At 73.1% G+C, this 19,111-nt stretch carries 15 protein-coding genes; 9 read left to right on the top strand and 6 right to left on the bottom strand.

Features of this window, described 5'->3' with window-relative positions:
• Window positions 1–149: 149 nt before the first annotated feature.
• Window positions 150–1,154 (bottom strand): multicopper oxidase domain-containing protein, encoded by a 1,005-nt coding sequence (locus ACZ4FH_RS14795; RefSeq protein ID WP_467304845.1) that lies wholly within the window; start codon window positions 1,152–1,154, stop codon window positions 150–152.
• Between the two features lie 628 nt (window positions 1,155–1,782).
• Between ACZ4FH_RS14795 and ACZ4FH_RS14790 the strand changes: the two genes are divergently transcribed.
• On the top strand, window positions 1,783–3,921 hold the full coding sequence (locus ACZ4FH_RS14790) for an OmpL47-type beta-barrel domain-containing protein (RefSeq protein WP_467304921.1): 2,139 nt from the start codon (window positions 1,783–1,785) through the stop codon (window positions 3,919–3,921).
• Window positions 3,922–4,178: 257 nt separating this feature from the next.
• Complete coding sequence (locus ACZ4FH_RS14785; protein WP_467304844.1) at window positions 4,179–5,369, top strand: ROK family protein; 1,191 nt, start codon at window positions 4,179–4,181, stop codon at window positions 5,367–5,369.
• Between the two features lie 22 nt (window positions 5,370–5,391).
• On the opposite strand, the gene ACZ4FH_RS14780 is transcribed toward ACZ4FH_RS14785, so the two are convergent.
• A complete protein-coding gene (locus ACZ4FH_RS14780) occupies window positions 5,392–6,069 on the bottom strand; it encodes an endonuclease V (protein WP_383638318.1) in 678 nt (225 codons plus the stop codon).
• 82 nt (window positions 6,070–6,151) lie between these two features.
• Here ACZ4FH_RS14780 and ACZ4FH_RS14775 point away from each other — a divergent pair, with 82 nt between their 5' ends.
• A complete protein-coding gene (locus tag ACZ4FH_RS14775) occupies window positions 6,152–6,445 on the top strand; it encodes a YciI family protein (protein ID WP_467304843.1) in 294 nt (97 codons plus the stop codon).
• A gap of 7 nt (window positions 6,446–6,452) precedes the next feature.
• Here ACZ4FH_RS14775 and ACZ4FH_RS14770 read toward each other — a convergent pair whose 3' ends face one another.
• Complete coding sequence (locus ACZ4FH_RS14770) at window positions 6,453–7,526, bottom strand: WD40/YVTN/BNR-like repeat-containing protein (RefSeq protein ID WP_467304841.1); 1,074 nt, start codon at window positions 7,524–7,526, stop codon at window positions 6,453–6,455.
• A 219-nt stretch (window positions 7,527–7,745) separates the two neighbouring features.
• On the opposite strand from ACZ4FH_RS14770, the gene ssgD reads away from it, so the two are divergent.
• Together ssgD and ACZ4FH_RS14760 are read left to right on the top strand one after the other, a co-directional pair.
• The gene (gene ssgD, locus ACZ4FH_RS14765) at window positions 7,746–8,162 is read left to right on the top strand and encodes a spore wall synthesis regulator SsgD (RefSeq protein ID WP_467304839.1); all 417 of its coding nucleotides are present in this window, start codon (window positions 7,746–7,748) and stop codon (window positions 8,160–8,162) included.
• Between the two features lie 317 nt (window positions 8,163–8,479).
• Window positions 8,480–10,111, top strand: coding sequence for an ABC-F family ATP-binding cassette domain-containing protein (locus ACZ4FH_RS14760; protein WP_467304838.1), 1,632 nt, complete (start codon window positions 8,480–8,482; stop codon window positions 10,109–10,111).
• Between the two features lie 41 nt (window positions 10,112–10,152).
• Here the strand turns inward: ACZ4FH_RS14760 and ACZ4FH_RS14755 are convergent, their stop codons facing one another.
• Entirely contained in the window at window positions 10,153–10,581 is a 429-nt protein-coding gene (locus ACZ4FH_RS14755) for an ATP-binding protein (protein ID WP_467304836.1), read from the bottom strand.
• Between the two features lie 195 nt (window positions 10,582–10,776).
• Here ACZ4FH_RS14755 and ACZ4FH_RS14750 point away from each other — a divergent pair, with 195 nt between their 5' ends.
• From ACZ4FH_RS14750 to ACZ4FH_RS14740, 3 genes are all read left to right on the top strand, one after another.
• On the top strand, window positions 10,777–11,628 hold the full coding sequence (locus ACZ4FH_RS14750) for a helix-turn-helix domain-containing protein (RefSeq protein ID WP_467304835.1): 852 nt from the start codon (window positions 10,777–10,779) through the stop codon (window positions 11,626–11,628).
• 11 nt (window positions 11,629–11,639) lie between these two features.
• On the top strand, window positions 11,640–11,831 hold the full coding sequence (locus tag ACZ4FH_RS14745; RefSeq protein WP_467304831.1) for a hypothetical protein: 192 nt from the start codon (window positions 11,640–11,642) through the stop codon (window positions 11,829–11,831).
• A gap of 244 nt (window positions 11,832–12,075) precedes the next feature.
• Window positions 12,076–13,050, top strand: coding sequence for an acyl-ACP desaturase (locus ACZ4FH_RS14740; RefSeq protein ID WP_467304829.1), 975 nt, complete (start codon window positions 12,076–12,078; stop codon window positions 13,048–13,050).
• Window positions 13,051–13,101: 51 nt separating this feature from the next.
• On the opposite strand, the gene ACZ4FH_RS14735 is transcribed toward ACZ4FH_RS14740, so the two are convergent.
• A complete protein-coding gene (locus ACZ4FH_RS14735) occupies window positions 13,102–16,461 on the bottom strand; it encodes a hypothetical protein (protein WP_467304828.1) in 3,360 nt (1,119 codons plus the stop codon).
• 74 nt (window positions 16,462–16,535) lie between these two features.
• Here ACZ4FH_RS14735 and ACZ4FH_RS14730 point away from each other — a divergent pair, with 74 nt between their 5' ends.
• A complete protein-coding gene (locus ACZ4FH_RS14730; protein WP_467304920.1) occupies window positions 16,536–17,447 on the top strand; it encodes a chitosanase in 912 nt (303 codons plus the stop codon).
• Between the two features lie 34 nt (window positions 17,448–17,481).
• Here ACZ4FH_RS14730 and ACZ4FH_RS14725 read toward each other — a convergent pair whose 3' ends face one another.
• Window positions 17,482–19,071, bottom strand: coding sequence for a GMC family oxidoreductase (locus ACZ4FH_RS14725; RefSeq protein WP_467304826.1), 1,590 nt, complete (start codon window positions 19,069–19,071; stop codon window positions 17,482–17,484).
• Window positions 19,072–19,111: the final 40 nt, after the last annotated feature.

Genomic DNA, 19,111 nt, shown 5'->3' with positions numbered 1-19,111 from the left:
GGCGCGCCTCCGGTCCTGGCGGGCAGGGGGACCGACCGACGGCAGGTCCGTGCACGCCCGTCGGGCCGTCGGCCGGTCCCGGCGGGCGTGGATTCGGGGGCGGGGCCGAGGAAGGGCGCCCGCCGGGGTGCCACAGGTGGTGCGAGGGATCAGTGGTGGTCCATCCCCGCCATGTCCCCCATCCCGCCGGTGCCGCCGGGGACGTTGCCGTCGGCGTCGGCGACCTGGAAGATCCCGACCATGCCCATGTCCGCGTGGCTCTGGACATGGCAGTGGTACATCCAGTTGCCCGCGCCGACCCGGGCACCCGCCACCACCTGGAATCCGAAGGAGTCCCCGGGGCCGACGGTCTTGGTGTCGATGACCCGGGTCTCGTCCTGGCGGCCCTGCATGATGCCGGTGCGGTTGTCCACCCAGCGGTGCCCGTGCACATGGAAGGTGTGGAAGAACTCTCCGTGGGTGATGACGATGAACTCCACCCGCTCGCCGACGACCGCCTTGAGCGTCGGGACGTCGTGGTGGGCCCTGTTGTTGATCGTCATGTCGTTGAACACGACGGTGAACTGTCTGTCGGGGATGACGTCGCCCTTGCGGCGGACGACGACGGGCCCGTACAGCCCCTTCTTGAGGCCGCCGGTGCCGTGCTCGGTGCCCACGTTGTGGTCGTGGTAGTGCCAGTAGCCGGCGCTGCCGGTCTCCCAGGTGCCGTCCGCGCTGCGCCCCGGGGCGTGGGTGCGCCAGATGTAGGTCCGGCGGCCGCCCGGTTCGACAACGCTGTCATTCATCAGGGTGCCGTCGCTCGCCACGTCGTAGTCCACACCGTGCACATGCAGACTCGCGGCGACGTCCAGGTTGTTGACGACTTCGATCTTCACCGTGTCGCCCTCGGTCATCTCGATCAGCGGTCCGGGGATCGACGCCTTCCCGGGCTCCAGGCCGTAGCCCATCTCCCCGTTCGGCAGGTTCTCCATGTACAGCGTCAGCTTGCGCACGCCGCCCTTGCCGTTCCCCTTGCCGTTGTTCTCGGCGGCGTTGCCCTTCGGTACGGCCGCGGTGGCGCCCAGCACCGTGGGCACGACCGCGGCGGCCGCGGCGCCGGTGGCGAACGCCCGTCGGGAGAAGTGGCGTCCCGTACCTGCGTCTGAGTCGAACATCGCTCTCCAATCCTCGAAACGCGCAGGTGCACGCGGTCGTTTCGTGGTCGTGGTCTGAGCCGCCGCGACAGCGGCTCTCCTGTCACGGCGGTACGCGTGGTGCGCCTGGCGTGCGGCCCCCGAACGGGGGGCGGGACGGTCTCCGCGCCGGACTTCGGCAGGGGCGGTCGGACTCGGCCAGGACCTGACGTGAGCTCGCTGACTCGGCTCGGCCGGCGGGGGCCGGACGGAACCGACTGGGTGGAGGGGGTCACCTCGGAACGCTGGACACCGTAGCGGGCACGGCTCCAGTTTTTCCAGACTCAGGTCAAAGTTGGTTGGATTCTCGTCATAGGTCTTGGCGAATAGTCAAAAGAGCCGCTACTTTCCCGACGTTGCCACGTTGAAGGAGGCTGCGCGCACCCCCGTTACGGCCGGGGTGACCGGTCCGGTGAGCACTCATACGCACATGTCTCGGAACGCGCTCATCACGGCGACTGATCGTCCAGCAGGCGGGGCCGTGAGTCCCATGCGGTGCCGCACCAGCGAATTCCCGAAAGGTGCAGCAGTGTCCAGAAGACTGCTCCATGACCAGACGGATCCGCCCCCCTCAAGATCCGCGCCACGTGTCCGGTTCGGCGAGCATCCGGTGCTGATGGCACTGATGGCCGTGGTGTTCACCGTGTTCTCCCTGGCCGTGCCGGCCGCCTACGCCGCTGCCGACCGTCCGGCTCAGGCGGCCGCGGCGGCTCCGGCGGAGGACCAGGTGCTCACCTGGACGGCCGGCGACGACTACACGAAGTACACGTCGGCGCCCGCCACGGCGGTCGCGGGCAAGGCGACCATCGTGTTCGAGAGCAGCGCCGCCACCGGCAACACGACGGGGCTGACGCACACCCTGACGTTCGACACGGCCAACGGCGACTACAACAACGATGTCAGCCTCAACATCCTGGCGAGCCCCTTCGACTCGGAGGGAGGCAGGCACACGGCGGAGGTCACGCTGACGCCGGGCGTCTACCGGTACTTCTGCGCCATGCCGGGCCACCAGATGATGGTCGGGGAGCTGGTCGTCACGGCCGCACCGGGCGGGGACAGCACCGCGCCCGAGACCTCGGCGGCCGTCACCGGAACGAAGAACAGCGCCGGTGAGTACGTCGGCACCGCGACCGTCGCCGTCACCGCCACGGACACCGACTCGGGCGTGGACACCGTCGAATACGCACTCGACGGCGCCGCCTACACCGCGTACACCGACCCCGTCGCGGTGACCGCGACCGGTGAACACACCCTCGCCTACCGGGCCACCGACAAGGCGGGCAACACCGCCGCGGTGAAGACGGTCACCTTCACCGTCGCCGCGACCGATCCTCCCGAGGACACCACCGCACCCGAGACCTCGGCGGCCGTCACCGGAACGAAGAACAGCGCCGGTGAGTACGTCGGCACCGCGACCGTCACCGTCACCGCCACGGACACCGACTCGGGCGTGGACACCGTCGAATACGCACTCGACGGCGCCGCCTACACCGCGTACACCGACCCCATCGCGGTGACCGCGACCGGTGAGCACACCCTCGCCTACCGGGCCACCGACAAGGCGGGCAACACCGCGACCGCGAAGACGGTCACCTTCACCGTCGCGGCCGCCACGCCGGAGGACGGCACCGCGCCCGAGACCTCGGCCGAGGTCGCCGGGACGAAGAACGACGCCGGTGAGTACATCGACACCGCGACGGTCACCGTGTTCGCCACGGACACCGAATCGGGCGTGGACACCGTCGAGTACGCACTGGACGGCGCCGACTACCAGCCGTACACCGCGCCGGTCACCGTGACCACGGCCGGTGAACACACCCTCGCCTACCGGGCCACCGACAAGGCGGGCAACGCCGCGCCCGCGAAGACGGTCGCCTTCACGGTCGCCACGACCGCACCCCCCGAGGACACCACCGCACCCGACACCTCCGCCACGGTCACCGGAACGAAGAACGACGCCGGTGAGTACATCGACACCGCGACCGTGACCGTGACGGCCTCGGACACCGAATCGGGCGTGGGCACCATCGAGTACGCGCTCGACGGCGCCGACTACCAGCCGTACACCGCGCCCGTCGCCGTCGCCGCCGCCGGGAAGCACACCCTCGGGTTCCGGGCCACCGACCGGGCCGGAAACACCTCCCCCGCCCAGTCGGTGACGTTCACCGTGGTGACCGCCCCGTCCGCGGACGAGACCGCGCCGGACGTGTCGGCGACCGTCTCCGGGACGAGGAACGACGCCGGAGCGTACGTCGGCAGCGCCACGCTCACGGTGACCGCGACGGACACGGAGTCGGGGGTCGCCGGGATCGAGTACTCGCTCGACGGCGGTCCCTATCTGACGTACGACGGTCCGGTGAGGATCACCCGGTCGGGAAGCCACGCCGTCCTCTACCGGGCGAGCGACAAGGCCGGCAACACGTCCGTGCCGCAGTGGCTGTCCGTCACGGTGGTCGACGGCAGGCCGCCGGCCGGCTGCCCCGAGAAGGACGGCCGGACCACCGTCTTCACCGGTCTGGTGGACACCGGTGTCCCGAACCGTGTCACGGCCAAGGGCTGCACGATCAACGAGCTGATCGAGGACCACCGGCCGTGGAAGAACCACGGCGCGTTCGTCTCCCACGTCGGAAAGGTCGTCAAGGCACTGAAGAAGGAGGGAGTCATCGACCGGCGCGAGGCCGCGACGATCAAGAAGGCCGCCGCCCGGTCCGACGTCGGGATGCGGGATCGCGGCCCCCACGGCCGCTGAACCGTGACCGGCCGGACGGCGTGAACTGCGTACCGGGCCCGGCGGGGGAGTCCGTGGACTCCCCCGCCGGGCCCGCCCGCGTGCGGAGGGCGGGGCCCCGGCGCACCGGCGCCCCACGACTTTGTCCATCCCCGATGGAAAGACCCGCGGCACGGCGCATAAGTTTCTTTTACCATCGGCGGCACGATGCTACCGTCCGACGGAATCCCCGCCCGAACACGAGCCGGGGACACGGCATTCACCATCTCGGGGGCGGCGTGAGGAGTTCCACGGTCCGACCGGCCAATCTGCATCAGGCCCGGCTGCTGCGCCTGTTGCGCGACCACGGACCGCAGTCGCGGGTCGCGCTGGGCGATCTGGTGGAGTTGTCGCGCTCGAAGCTCGCGTTCGAGATCGAGCGGCTGATGGAGGCCGGACTGATCGTCCCGGACGGCCTGGCCGCCTCGCGCGGGGGCCGTCGTTCGTACAACGTGCGGGTGGCCCCGTCGATGCGTTTCCTCGGTGTGGACATCGGGGCGACCTCGGTCGATGTCGCGGTGACCAACGCGGAGTTGGAGATCCTGGGCCATCTCGCCGCCCCGCTCCATGTGCGCGACGGGCCGGTCGCGGTCTTCGCGCAGGTGCGCGAGCTGGTCGCCGAGCTGCGGCGGACCACGTCGGTGGAGCACTTCGACGGTGCCGGGATCGGTGTTCCCGGGCCGGTCCGGTTCCCGGAGGGCGTTCCCGTGGCGCCGCCGATCATGCCGGGGTGGAACGGCTATCCGGTCCGCGAGGAGATGACCCGCGAACTGGGCTGCCCGGTCCTCGTCGACAACGACGTGAACCTGATGACGCTGGGCGAGCAGCAGGCGGGCGTGGCCCGTTCGGTGCGGGACTTCCTCTGTGTGAAGCTGGGGACGGGCATCGGCTGCGGCATCGTCGTGGACGGCGAGGTGCGCCGGGGCGTGACGGGCAGCGCCGGGGACATCGGCCATATCCAGGTGGTGGCGGACGGGCCGCGGTGCCTGTGCGGCAACACGGGGTGTCTGGAGGCGTGTTTCAGCGGGCTCGCGCTGGTGCGGGACGCGACGGAGCTGGCCCGATCGGGCCGTTCGGAGCCGCTGGCCGCCCGGCTCGCGGCGGCGGGGACGCTGAGCGCCGAGGACGTGTCGGCGGCCGCGGCGGCCGGGGACACCGAGGCGCTGGACCTGATCCGGGAGGGCGGCACCCGCACGGGCCATGTCATCGCGGGTCTCGTCAGCTTCTTCAACCCCGGTCTGGTGGTCATCGGGGGCGGGCTCACCGGCCTCGGACACCATCTGCTGGCCAGCATCCGCACCCAGATCTACCGCCAGTCGCTGCCGCTGGCCACCGGGAACCTCCCGATCGTGCTGGGCGAACTCGGCCAGGTCGCCGGGGTGGTGGGCGCCACCCGGCTGATCAGCAACCACGTCTTCTCGCCGGCCTGACCGGCCGGCCGCCCCGGGGCGTTCAGGCCGTGGCCTCGCGCAGCGCCCGCCGGCACAGCGCGTCGGCGCGGCGGGTGGTCTCCGGCTGGCGGAAGTCCCGGGCCAGCAGCAGGGTGTGGGCACAGGCGTTGTCCAGGCCGGTGCGGTGTCCGACCGAGACGTACACCGGTTTGGTGCCGTCCTGGGTGCGCAGTGCCCGGCCGACCTCCTCGCCGCCGTCGAGCAGCGGCGACCGGTCCCCGCGCCGGGGCCCCGGCTGCTCGTACGTGAAGGTGAACGGGTTCTTCGCGACGCCGATGACCGGCAGTCCGGTCAGTACGCCCAGATGGCTGGCGAGGCCGAAACGGCGCGGGTGCGCCAGGCCGTAGCCGTCGCAGACGACGAGTCCGGGGTCGGCCGGCAGGGATTCCAGGGCGGCCAGCACGGTGGGGATCTCGCGGAAGGCGAGGAGTCCGGGTACGTACGGGAAGGTCACCCGGCCGACGGCGGTCGCCTCGGCCACCACCTCCAGGGTCGCGGCGTCCAGGACGACGGCCGCGGCGGCGACGACGTCCCGCTCGTCGTCGTAGGCGACGTCGACCCCCGTGACCCGGCCGGTGCCCGGCTCGGGCCCCGGCTCGTCGAGCACGACACGGGTGCGCAGATCGTCCTGGACGGCACGGGCCTCGGCCTCGTCCGCGGGCATCCGGAAAGCAGTCATGGTGGCGCCCAGCCTAGGGGGTGGCCGGAGCGACCCGTCCGGGCGGGCGGGGCGGACGGGCCGTTCCCGTACCGTGGTGATCATGTTCGTACTGGAGTTGTCCTACACCGCCCCGCTCGACCGTGTCGACGCGGTCATGGCGGAGCATGTCGCCTGGCTCGACGCGCAGTACGCGGCCGGGGTGTTCGTGGCGTCGGGGCGGAAGAACCCGCGTGACGGCGGGGTGATCCTCGCCGTGGGGGACGACCGGGAGACGATCGTCCGGCTCACGGAGACGGACCCGTTCGCCGTGCACGGCGTCTGCGCGTACCGGGTCACGGAGTTCATCGCGACGAAGACCTCGGACGCGCTGGCGCCGTACCGTCAGCGGGTCTGACCGCCTCTCATCCGACGAACGCCCGTGCGGCGCGGCCGTGTTCGCCCGCGGCCCAGCAGCCGCCGTCGGCCGTGCAGTCGACGGTGTCGTACGAGCCGGTGCCGATCGTGCGCCAGGTGCGGCCGCCGTCCGTGGTGAGGTCCGTGCCGGTCGGGCCGACGGCGAGCGCGGCCGAGCGGCTGTGCGGCAGCCAGGCGACGCCCGAACGGTAGTCGGGGGACGGGGTCCGGGCGGCGCTCCAGTGGCGGCCGCCGTCGGAGGTGACGGCCGAGGCGCGGGGCGAGGGCCGGTCGGCGCGGTAGTCGCCGCCGACCGCGATGCCGTGGGCGCGGTCCCGGAAGGCGAGGCCGAAGACGCCGCGGGCCGGGTCCCCGGCCCGGATCGGCGCGGCGGTCGCGGTCCAGGTCCGGCCCCGGTCGCCCGAGTGCAGGATCCGGGCGGTCTGCGCACCGCCGGTCGCCAGCCACACGTCCCGGGGGCCGGAGGAGACCAGGCACTGTCCCGAGGCGGCGAATCCGGCCTCGCCCGGCCGCGCCTCCGGCATGCCCGAGGAGGGCAGGACCCGCCAGCGGCGTCCTCCGTCGTCGGTGGCCAGGATGCGGAACCGGCCGTCCACCGGATCGCTCATGGCGAGGCCGTGGCGGCTGTCGAAGAAGGTCAGGCAGTCGTAGAAGGCCCGCGCGTCGGTGTTCCGGAAGGATTCCTTCCAGGTCTTTCCGCCGTCGTCGGTGCGCAGCACCCGGGAGGCCTCGCCCTCGCCGATGGCCAGCGCCACCGCCCGCCGGGCGTCGAAGGCCTCGATGTCGCGGAACTCCAGCGCCTCCTCGGCCGCTCCGGGCGGCGAGACGTCGGCCCAGTGGCGGCCGCCGTCGGTGGTGCGCAGCACCGTTCCCCCGGAGCCGGCCAGCCAGGCCGTGCGGCGGTCGACGGCCGCGAGGCCGCGGAAGCGGGCGTCGGTCCCGGTGTCGGTGGCCGTCCAGTCCGGCGCGTGGCCGGTCCGGTGCGGTGTCCCGGATGCCGCGTGGGCGGCGGGTGCGGACAGCACGGCGGCGAGCGCCGCCCCGCACATTCCCAGAGACATCAGTCGTCGCGTCTTCCCCTTGGCCCTCATGGCGCTGGAAGCTAACCCACGGGCCGCGCCCCGTCCAGGGTGCGGGACGTGGATCGGGGCACCCGAGCAGGAGCGGTGTGCGGTGCGCGGTGACGCAGCTCACGCCGCGTCCCGGTGCACGGAACCGCGTGTTCGGTCGTCTGTATCAGTGCCGGGAACCGTCCGTCCGGTCGCGAGAGGGAGCAGGTCGTGTCCACCGTTATCGAGCAGTCCGTACAGGCCCGCATGGTCGCATCCGCTCCGCGGATGGAGACGCTTCCCGCCGTGCTGAGCTACGACCCGGCGGATCCGTTCGCCGTGCGCATGGCGTTCCCCGCGCCGGCGACGCTGGAGGGCACGGCGGTGCTCTGGGAGTTCTCCCGGGAGCTGCTGGCGGCGGGGATGGACACCCCGGCCGGCCTCGGCGACGTCCGGGTGCGGCCCTTCGGCTACGACCGCACGGTGCTGGAGTTCCACGCCGCGGAGGGCATCGCGATGGTGCACGTACGGACGGACGAGGTGCGCCGGTTCCTGCGGCGCGCGCAGGAGCTGGTCCCGGCCGGGGACGAGCACCGCTTCCTCGAACTGGACCGGGGTCTGGCGCGGCTGCTGGACGGACCGCGCTGAGCGGGGCGCGCCCCGGCCCGCGCGGAGGCCGGCCGCTCAAATCGGTTGCCCCGCCCCCGGCGCGCCCGTAGCGTCGTACGCGTCCCTGTCGTCGCCGATCGGAGCAGGACGTTGTTCGTCTGAGGTCCCGAGACACCGTGTCGCACGCCGTGCCATGTCCTCATGTCCGCGTGCCCGAGTGTGACCTCAGCTCTTCGAGCCGTCCTCCGCGACCTGGGCTTCTCTCTCCACCGTAGGAACATCCCTTCCGTGGAAGGCCCGTGGCCGGTGTCTCGCCCCGTTGCCCACGCCCCTTCCACGCAACCGGGAGTCTCCTCGTGTCCACCCCTCTCACCCATATCAGCTGTACCTCCCTCTCCTTCTCCTGGCCGGACGGCACCCAGGTGTTCGACGGCCTCGACCTCACCGTGGGCCCCGGCCGCACCGGACTGATCGGGCTCAACGGCTCGGGCAAGTCCACGCTGCTGCGGCTGGTCACCGGGGAACTCGCCCCGCTGGACGGCCGCGTCACCACGGCCGGCGAGATCGGCTATCTGCCGCAGAACCTGGTCCTGGACACCGCGCTGCGCGTCGACGCGGCCCTGGGCATCGCGGGCACCCGGGCGGCGCTGCACGCCATCGAGGCCGGTGACACCGGCGAGGAGGCGTTCGCCGCCGTCGGCGACGACTGGGACGTGGAGGAGCGGGCGCGGGCCATGCTCGACCAGGTCGGTCTCGGTCGTCTCGGGCTGGACCGCACGGTCGGCGAGATGTCCGGTGGCGAGTGCGTGCTGCTGCGGCTGGCGGCGCTGCTGCTGGCCCGGCCGGACGTCCTGCTGCTGGACGAGCCGACGAACAATCTGGATCTGTACGCCCGCGCCCGGCTGCACGCGGCCGTCGACGCCTGGCACGGGGTGCTCCTCGTCGTCAGCCACGACCGCGAACTGCTGGAGCGGGTCGACCAGATCGCCGATCTGCGGGACTCCTCCGTCACCTGGTACGGCGGGAACCTCTCCGCGTACGAGGAGGCGGTGGCCGTGGAGCAGGAGGCGGCCGAGCGCATGGTGCGGGTCGCCGAGGCCGATGTCCACCGCCAGCGGCGCGAACTCGCCGAGGCCGGCGTCAAACTGGCCCGGCGCAAGCGCTACGGGCAGAAGATGCAGGAGAACAAGCGCGAACCGAAGATCGTCATGGGCGCCCGCAGGCGCTCCGCCCAGGAGTCCGCGGGCAAGCACCGCATCCTGCACGCCGAACGGCTGGCCGAGGCCAGGGAGCGCCTGGACGAGGCGGTCGAGGCGGTGCGGGAGGACGAGGAGATCCGGGTGGAACTGCCGCACACCAAGGTCCCCCCGGGCCGCGAGGTGCTGCGGACGACGGAGCTGGAACTGCTGTACGGGGCGCGGGTCCCGGGCTGGTTCGAGGTCCGCGGCCCCGAACGGATCGCCCTCGTGGGACGCAACGGCGCGGGCAAGACGACGCTGCTGCGGACCCTGGCCGGTGAGCTGGCGCCGGTGTCCGGATCGACGTGTGTGCAGGTGCCGGCGCGGTTTCTGCCGCAGCGGCTCGATGTACTGGACGACACGCTGAGCGTGGTGGAGAACGTGGCGAGGTTCGCCCCGGAGGCCACGAACAACCGGATCAGGGCGCGACTGGCCCATTTCCTGTTCAAGGGGGCGCGCGCGGACCGGGCCGCCGGGACGCTGTCGGGCGGTGAGCGGTTCCGTGCCGCTCTGGCCGCCCTGCTGCTGGCGGAGCCGGCGCCTCAGCTGCTGATGCTGGACGAGCCGACGAACAATCTGGACATGGCGAGCGTGCGCCGGCTGACGGCGGCACTCGACGCGTTCGAGGGGGCTCTGATCGTGGCGAGCCACGATGTGCCCTTCCTCGAATCGCTGGGGATCACGCGCTGGCTGCTGCTCGACGACGGGCTGCGGACCACGTCGGCCGAGGAGGTGCGCCCGGGGGTGTGAGGGAGGCGGTACGGGGACGGGGGCTCAGGACGCGGACGCGGTCACCGGTGGAGTAAGGCCCAGGCCTTGGTGCCGCCGGAGGCCGTCAGCGCGGGAGTCAGCCCCCAGTCCCCTCCGTGCGCGTCCACCGCGGCGGCCAGCAGCCACATGCTGGCGCTGCGGTGTTCGCGGCACTCCTCCGACCGCTCCGGCGACTCGTGCGCCGGATGCTGGTCGTAGAGGATGATCCGCAGTGCGTCGAACTGCCAGTGGACGCGCAGCAGCATCTCGCGGTCGGGGGTGAACCGGTAGGCCGCCGCGACCAGTTCGGAGGCGGCGAGCACCGCCGTCTCGCGCAGTTCGTCCAGGCCGTGCCGGGTGAGCAGTTCGCTCACGGAGCGGCGGGCGAGACCGGCGCAGAAGGCGCCGCCGGGCAGAGCGAAGGAATAGCTCAGATTGTCCGCCTCCGGCGGGGTGGGGCCCGCCGGCACGGGGGCCGGAAGGCAACGCAATGCGCCTTTCATCAAGGGGACTCGTCTTTCTCATACGTGTGGTGACGATCACACAGCGGCGCGGTCGCCCCGTGTGAGACTGGCACTACCGACCGTAGCGTACGACCGGAGCACAGTGCTACTACTTGTGTGGTTCCGGCATTTCGCCACTCTCGCCCCGGAAGGAACCACACCGTGCCACCCCGAAGTACACCTACCGCACGACAACAACGACTCGGGTACGAACTACGCAAGTTGCGCGAGCAGTCGGGGATGACGGCACAGCAGGCGGCGGCGCTGCTCGGCGTGGACCGCACCCGTATCCCCAATATCGAGTCGGGCCGCTTCGGCATCAGCGCCGAACGGGTCCGCACCCTGGCCTTCAACTACGGCTGCCCGGACGCCGGACTCGTCGACCTGCTCGCCGAGATGGCGACGGAACGGGCCAGGGGCTGGTGGGAGGAGCACCGCGGACTGCTGCTGCCGAGCCTGCTGGACATCGCCGAACTCGAATACCACGCCGTGGAGTTGACGACCGCCACCACCACGCACATCCCCGGCCTGCTGCAGACCGAGGAGCATGCGCGCGCAGTCTTCGACACCGCCGTCCCCCCGCTGCCCGGACCCGATCTGATGGCCCGGCTCTCGCTGCGGCTGCGCCGCCAGGAGGTGCTGGAACGGGACCGCCCGCCGCTGTACGAGACGCTGATCCACGAGGCCGCGCTGCGCATGCAGTTCGGCGGGCCGAAGGTGAGCGGGGCCCAGCTGGAGCACATCCTCCAGCAGTCCGAGCGCGACCGGATCACGGTCCGGGCGATCCCGTTCTCCGCAGGGGGTTTCCCCGGGGCCGGTCAGTCGTTCACCTATGTCGGCGCGGCCGTCCCGCAGCTCGATACCGTGCAGCTCGATTCGTCGCACGGCTCGATCCTGCTGGACGCGGACATGCAACTCAGGCGCTACCGCGGCCTGTTGGAAAGACTGCGGGCACTCGCGCTGCCCGTGGAGGAGTCGCGCGACTTCATCCGGCGCATAGCGCAGGACCTATGAGGAGAGAGAGCATGAACGACATCTGCTGGGACGAGGCCTTCTGCAGCGAGGGAGCGAACTGCTTCCGGTTCGGCCTCGACGAGCACGGCCGGGCCTACATCGGCTCGACCACCGACACCGCCGCCTACGTCAGCGACTCGGTGGAGGCCCTGCGGGCGCTGATCTCCGCCGTGAAGTCCGGAGCGGCGGACCATCTGCTCTGATCCGGCCCACCCGACCGCGCCCCCCGTGCGCCCGCGCTCCGAGTACGCCGACTGTTCGGAGCTTCCCGCCACAGGGGGCCGGCCCGGCCGCCGCACACTCCCCGTACACAGCTGACCTGGGGCGATGACACCGCGTGAGGAGTGGTCGCCGGGACGGGCTTGGCCAGAGCCTTACCCCGGCTTTAACCTACGGTTTCGTAACCTACGAAGCCGTAGGTAATTCTCCCGTCCCCAGGAGCTCCCCGTGACGATCACCTCTGCCCACCTCGGCCGTTCACCGGCGTGGACCGACGCCCAGCTGCTGTACGCGCTGGAAGAAGTGGTGGAGAAGGAGCTCAACCGCCATCTCAAGGTCGCCAAGGACTGGATGCCGCACGAGTACGTCCCGTTCTCCGACGGACGCAACTTCCCCGGCGTCTTCGAGGACGGCGAGGCCTGGCGGACGGACCAGTCCAAGGTCACGGACATCGGCCGGATCGCCCTGGTGGTGAACCTGCTCACCGAGGACAACCTCCCCAGCTACCACCACGAGATCGCCTCGCTCTTCGGCCGCGACGGCGCCTGGGGCACCTGGGTGCACCGCTGGACGGCCGAGGAGGGCCGCCACGGCATCGTGATGCGGGACTATCTGCTCACCTCCCGCGCCGTGGACCCGGACAAGCTGGAGCAGTTCCGCATGGCGCACATGGCGGAGGGCTTCGAGTCCGACAACCGCCACTCGATGCTGCACTCCGTGGCGTACGTGGCGTTCCAGGAGCTGGCCACCCGGGTCTCGCACCGCAACACCGGCCACCAGTCGGGCGACCCGGTCTGCGACCGGATGCTGGCCCGTATCGCCACCGACGAGAACCTGCACATGGTGTTCTACCGCAACCTCCTGGGCGCGGCCTTCGAGCTCGCCCCGGACCTGACGATGCAGTCCGTGCGCGATGTCGTGGTGAACTTCCGGATGCCCGGACACGGGATGCCCGGCTTCGAGCGGGCCGCAGCGCAGATGGCCATCGGCGAGATCTACAACCTGCGGATCCACCACGACGACGTGATCCAGCCCGTGCTGCGCTATCTGAAGGTCCTCGACATCGACGGACTCGGCCCGGACGGCCTGCGGGCCCAGGAGGAGCTGGGGCTGTACATGAACGGGCTGGACGGCGAGGCGTCCACGTTCGACGAGAAGCTGGCCGCGCGCAAGGCGCGGATGGCGGCCCGCGCCCAGGGCTGACCCCGGACACGCCCGTGGGGCCCGTGGCCGGCCGGGCACGGGCCCCACGGCTCATTCCTGCGCAGTGACCTCCGCGTACGCGGCGTCGCGCACCTCGGCCTCCCGGTGGCGCCGCAGCAGCCGCAGCTGGGTGCGCCACGGACCGGTCCAGCCGGTGTGCCGGCCGCCCGTGGCGACCAGGCTCACCGCCAGCAGCCCGTGGGCGAGCCGCCCGTCCTCGGCGAGCCGCCCCGCCACCTGGAGCAGACCGGCCGTGCCGTCCTCGCCCACGTGCACCCGGGCGCGCGCGCCGAAACGCGCGGCGGTGCGCGCCGCGAGGACGGCCCGGCCCGTGTGCAGCCCGGCCAGCCGGTCCAGCGCCGTGTACAGCTCCTCGGGTCCGCTCTGCGGATCCACGGTCTCCACCAGCAGGGCGGCGGCCTGGGGTATGTGGTCGCGGTGGCGGGCGAGGAGTTCGCCGGCGTCGGTCAGAACGGCGCCGTCCGGGGCACCGAGGGGGGTCCGCGCGCCCACGACGAGACGGTTCACCAGGTGGACGACGCGCTGCCGGGCGGGCCGGTCGCGGTCGCTGTCCGCGTCCTCCACGGCCACCGCGTCCGAGAGCGTCGCGAGAGCCCCCAGGAGGGCCCGCGCCGCCTCCCCGGAGTCGGCGGACGCGGCCCTGGCGAGCGCACCGGCCGCCGCCTGCCAGGAGCGGCGCCCCAGATCCGTGACGGCGTCCGCCAGGACCGCACCGAGCTCCGGTTCCCACGCGATCCAGTGGGCGGCGACCGCGTGCGCGGAGGCGGCGAGTTCCTCGTCGTCCGTCGCGCACACCTCGCGGACCAGGCGCGCGTATCCGGCGCGGTGCGCCGCGGGCAGGCAGAACGGCCACACGTCCAGAACGGCGGCGCGCAGCACGGCCGGGCCGGACGCGGCCTCGGCCAGCATCCGCCACATCCGTGCGTCGCCCAGCAGCTCCACGGCGGCCGCCACACACGCGGCCCGCACGTCCTCGTGCTGTCCGGGCGCCCCGTAGGCCTCGGCGACCAGATCGGCGGCGGTCTCCCGGGGCAGCCGGACCACGGCGAGCCGGACGGCCTCCTTCCGCGCGGTCACCTTTCCGGTGCCGGGGGCCAGCCGGGCCCGCAGCAGCGGTGCCAGCACGGAGGGCCGGACGTTCCGGGAGGCCCGTCCGGCGGCGAAGACGGCGACCCGGGCGCGGTCGTCCCCGCTCAGCGCCAGCAGCTCCGGGAGCACATCGGCGGCCCGGTCGGTGCGGCCGAGGGCGGTCAGCGCGGCCTCGGCCAGCACGACGTCGTCCGACGCGGCCCACTCCCGTACGGCGTCGGTGCCGAGCGCGGGTACGGAGGCCAGGGCTCCGATCGCGGCGGCGCGGCCGTACAGCGGCAGCTTCTCGTCGCGGGCCGCGCGGCGCAGCGCGCGGGCGGCGGCGCGGTGCTGACGCGGCACCCAGCGGCGCACCTCGGGCCCCGGGTGGACGGTCCAGGCGGCACCGGGGGCGAGGAAGCGGCCGTGCGGCGGCAGGGTGGCGAGCAGGGGATCGAGCAGATCCGTGCGGACGCGGGTCAGGACGCGCAGCACCTCGGGCACGGTGCCGGCCGAGGCGTCGAGGGCGAGCAGCCGCTCCACCCGCTCGGACCGGGTCGCGGCAGGCTCCAGCCAGAGGGCGACGGCGGTCCGTGCGGTCGCGGCGGTGCCGAAGCGGACCGCCTGCCACAGCAGGTCCTGGAGTTCGGGCAGCCCGGCGGCGCGCCGGCCGAGCGCCCGGGTCAGGGCGAACACGAGCCCGTAGTCGCTCTTCTCCGCGCCCGCCTCCAGCCAGGGCCGCAGCGCGTCGAACACCGCGTGCTCCTGGCCCCGGCGCAGGGTGCGGTCGAGCCGTCCGAGGTCGGCGCCCCCGGTGTTCCCGGAGATGCGCACCAGGGTGCGCAGGGCCCAGCTGACGAGGGCGTGCCGGCCGGTGACGGTGTGCTCGCGCAGCAGCCGCACGGCGAGGGCGGTGAGCGCCTGCCGGGTCGTGTACGAGGAGTCGCGGGCCTCGACGGCGTCGGTGGCGATCCGGTCCAGGGCGGGTTCGGCCGCCGCAGTGAAGAGGGGCGCGGGCACCGTGCTCAGCGCGGTGAGCGCGGCCGAGCGGACCGGGTCCTGTTCGTTGCGCAGCCGGGCCATGTCGTCGAGGAGGACGGCGACGGGGCCGGGCTCCCCGGTGCGTGCGGCGTTGCGGACCAGCAGCGGCCAGGCGAACGCGCGGTCGGCGGCCAGGGGCCGGCGGGTGGCGGCGAGCAGGTCGTCCCACACCTCGGCCACCGGCAGGTACGAGCGGGCGAGCAGCACGGTCGACCATGCCTCGCCCTGCCGTTCGGCCCGTTCGGCGGCGCGGCGGGCCACGTCCGCGACCCCGCCGCGGGGCAGCGCGTCCAGCACGACGGGGTCCACGGTGTTCCTGCCCGGTCCGTGCCCCTCGGTCACCGAGGCGTACAGGGCGGTGCGGCCGCGGGGCGGCAGGGCCGCGAGCAGCCGGGCCAGGGCGCGGGAGTCCCGGGCCAGCGCGCGGCCCAGTTCCACGACGAGCCCGTCGGGCGCGGTGCGGGCCAGCCGGACCAGGGTGCCGCGGCCGAGCGCCGGCGCGCCGCCCGTCAGCAGCGGCCGGGTGCCGGGGCGCAGCAGCAGGCGCAGGGTGCGGGCGGGGTCGGCGGCGGCGAGGGTGCCGACAGTGCTGAGCAGGGGCCGCGGCAGGGCGTCGGGGCCGAGGCGTTCGAGGAGGTCGAGGACGCGGTCCGGCCGGGCGCGGGCGCAGGCCGCGATGCCGGGCGCGTCGCGCTGCCAGCGCAGGGCGCGCTGGGGTGCCGCAAGGGCGGCGAGCTGCGCGTCGACGACGTCGAGCAGGAGGTCGGGGTGGCTGCGGACGAGAGCGCTCCAGCCGGCCACCGCGTGCAGCAGGTCCGGCAGCAGGGCGGCGGCCGTCGCGGGCGGGCAGCCCGGCAGCAGCAGGGTGGCCGCCTCGTCGCCCCACTCCGCGCGCACCCGGTCGATCAGCCGGGCGGCGAGCGCGCCGCGCCCGTCGGTGACGACGGCCCGGAGCAGCCGGCGCCGCGCGGTGGCGGGCAGGTCGTCCAGGGCCCGTTCGTACGCCTCGTCCGGGACGCCGAGGCTGCGCGCCACCCTCAGCGCATGGCCCTGGACGAAGGGGTCCGGGTCGCCGACGCGGGCGCCGATCCACTCCGTGTCCCCGCCGACGGCGGCCGCGACGACGGCGGTCCCCCGCTCGTAGGGGCCGCCCCCGTCCAGCGCGTCGAGCACGGCGCGCAGCTCTCCCGAGGCGGACAGCGCACGCGCGCGGGCCGCGAGTTCGCGCATGCGCGCGGGGTACGGAAGCGGATCGAGCGCGTTCAGCAGGGCTTCGGTCATGGGGGCGATTGTGCCGTGCGGGGGCGGGCGCTCCCCAGCGCTTTACGGACCGTACGCTGTGGCGGGTGAAACCTGTGACCCGCGTGGTGCTCTTCGGGATACCGATAGCGATAGCCGCCTCGATCCTCTTCAACAGCGGCGGCGACTCCGGGCTGCCGGAGGACTCCCCCACCGCCGAGGCGTCGGCCGCCGCGTCCGCGGAGCCGGCCGATCCGTACGCCGCCGCGGACGACGAGGAGCGCGCGGAGATGGACGCGCGGGTCGCGAAGATGCCCGCGGGGCTCGCCGCGCCGAAGGAGCGGGAGATCGCCTGGAAGCTGTTCGCCAGTGCGGAGGGCTCCACGCTGGACTGGCGCAGCCAGTACGCCACGATCGAGGACAACAACGACGGGACCGGGTACAACGCCGGAATCGTCGGCTTCTGCTCCGGCACCCACGACATGCTGGCGTTCGTCGAGTCCTTCACGAAGGACCACCCGGACAGTCCGCTGGCGCCGTTCCTCCCGGCGCTGCGCAAGGTCGACGGCACCGCCTCGCACGAGGGTCTGGACCCCGGGTTCACGGCCGCCTGGAAGAAGTCGGCCGAGGACCCGGAGTTCCGCGCCGCGCAGGACCGGGTGCGCGAGCACGACTACTTCGTCCCCGCGGTCCGGCTGGCGAAGCTCGACGGGCTCGGCACCCTGGGCCAGTACATCTACTTCGACGCGATGGTCCTCCAAGGGCCGGGCACCGGGCCCGACGAGTTCTACGGCATCCGCAGGGCCGCCCTCGCCGAGGCGGACACGGTCGAGGAGGGCGGCGACGAGTCGGTGTACCTGGACGCGTTCCTCGACGCGGCGCGTGCCGTGATGAAGTCGAAGAAGAACCAGCAGGACACCTCGCGCATCGACACCGCCCAGCGCGCGTTCCTCGACGACGGGAACCTGTCCCTGGAGACTCCGCTGACCTGGAAGGTGTACGGCGAGACGTTCCGCCTCCCGTCCTGATCCGGCCCCGGCCCCGCCCCGGCCGGGCCGCTCCTCAGGCCCGTGCGTCCTGCCGGATCAGTTCGGCGGCCTTCTCGGCGAGGGCGACGGTCGGGGCGTGGGTGTGGCCGCGGGTGATGCGCGGCATGACCGAGGCGTCCACGACCCGCAGCCCGTCCACCCCGCGCACCCGCAGCCGCGGATCGGTGACCGCCGCGTCGTCCTCGCCCATCCGGCAGGTGCCCACGGGGTGGTACAGGGTCTGGGCGGCCTCGCGGACCGACTCCGCGAGGCGGTCGTCGTCGACCGGTCCGGGGTACGGGGCCATCGGTCCCGAGGTGTGCGGGGCCAGCGCCCCCGAGGCGAACAGGGTCTCGGCACGGCGCACCCCGGCGATCAGCCGGGGCAGGTCGGCCGGATCGGTCAGGTATCCGGGATCGATCCGGATGCCGGGGCCGTGGTCCCCGCCGTCGGGGTCCAGGGTGATGCGGCCGCTGCTCGCGGGCTGGAGCAGGACCACGCCGATGGTGAGGCCGTGCTCGGTCGGGGCGGTCAGCCCGTGCTCGATGAAGGGGGCCGGGGCGAAGATGAGTTCCAGGTCGGGGGCGGCGAGGGCCGGATCGCTGCGGACGAAGGCGACGGCCTCGGCGAGGTTCGAGGTGAGCGGGCCGCGCCGGGCCAGCAGATAGCGGGCGATGTTGGCCGGGGTGTCGGCGCCGGTCAGGGTCACCGGGCGCGGGCAGTGCATGGTCACCGCGTACGACAGGTGGTCCTGGAGGTTGCGGCCGACGTCGGGCGAGGCGGCCAGCACCTCGATCCCGGCCCGTCCCAGGTCCTCGGGGTCGCCGATGCCGGAGCGCATCAGCAGATGCGGGGAGCCGACGGCGCCGGCGCTAAGGAGGACTTCGCGGCGGGCCGTGAGGGTGGCGGGGCCGGTGCCCGTGGTGCGGACGCCGACGGCCCGGGTGCCGTCGAAGGCGAGGGCGGTGACCCGGGTGCCGGTGAGGACGTCGAGGTTGGGGCGGCGGGCGGCCGGTTTGAGGTAGCCGTCCGCCGCGCTCCAGCGGCGGCCGCGGCGCTGGTTGACCGGGGTCACGGCCGCACCGCTGTGGTCGGGCGCGTTCAGTTCGGGCAGCAGCGGCAGTCCGTCGTCCTGGCAGGCGTCGAGGAAGTGGCCGGTCAGAGCGGAGGGGGCGCGCGGCGGTGAGACGAAGAGCGGGCCCTCGGTGCCGTACACGGTGCCGTGCCCGGTGGGTCCGGTCCAGTGCTCGGCGCGCCGGAAGTACGGGACGAACGCCTCGTGGCCCCATGCGGCTCCGGCGGCACCGGCCCAGGCGTCGTAGTCGTCGCGGTGGCCGCGTACCCACATCATGGCGTTGACCGAGGACGAGCCGCCGAGGGTGTGGCCGCGCGGCCAGAACAGCTCCCGGCCGCCGAGCGCGGGCTGCTCCGCCGTGGTGAAGTCCCAGTCGTAGGCCGTCTTGAAGAGTTTGGGGAAGGCGGCGGGGATCCGGATCTCCGTGCCGCGGTCGGGGCCGCCGGACTCGATGAGCGCGACCCGGACGGTGGGGTCCTCGGACAGCCGCGCCGCCAGCACGCAGCCGGCCGATCCGGCTCCGACGACGATGCAGTCGTACTCGCTCAACTCGGCTTCTCCTCGCGGTCGTCGCGGGCCGCCGGTGCGG

This window comes from Streptomyces sp. NPDC024555 (genome assembly GCF_055559335.1).
Note: the sequence above shows the minus strand (reverse complement) of the source record. Positions and strands in the feature narration are given on the sequence as shown.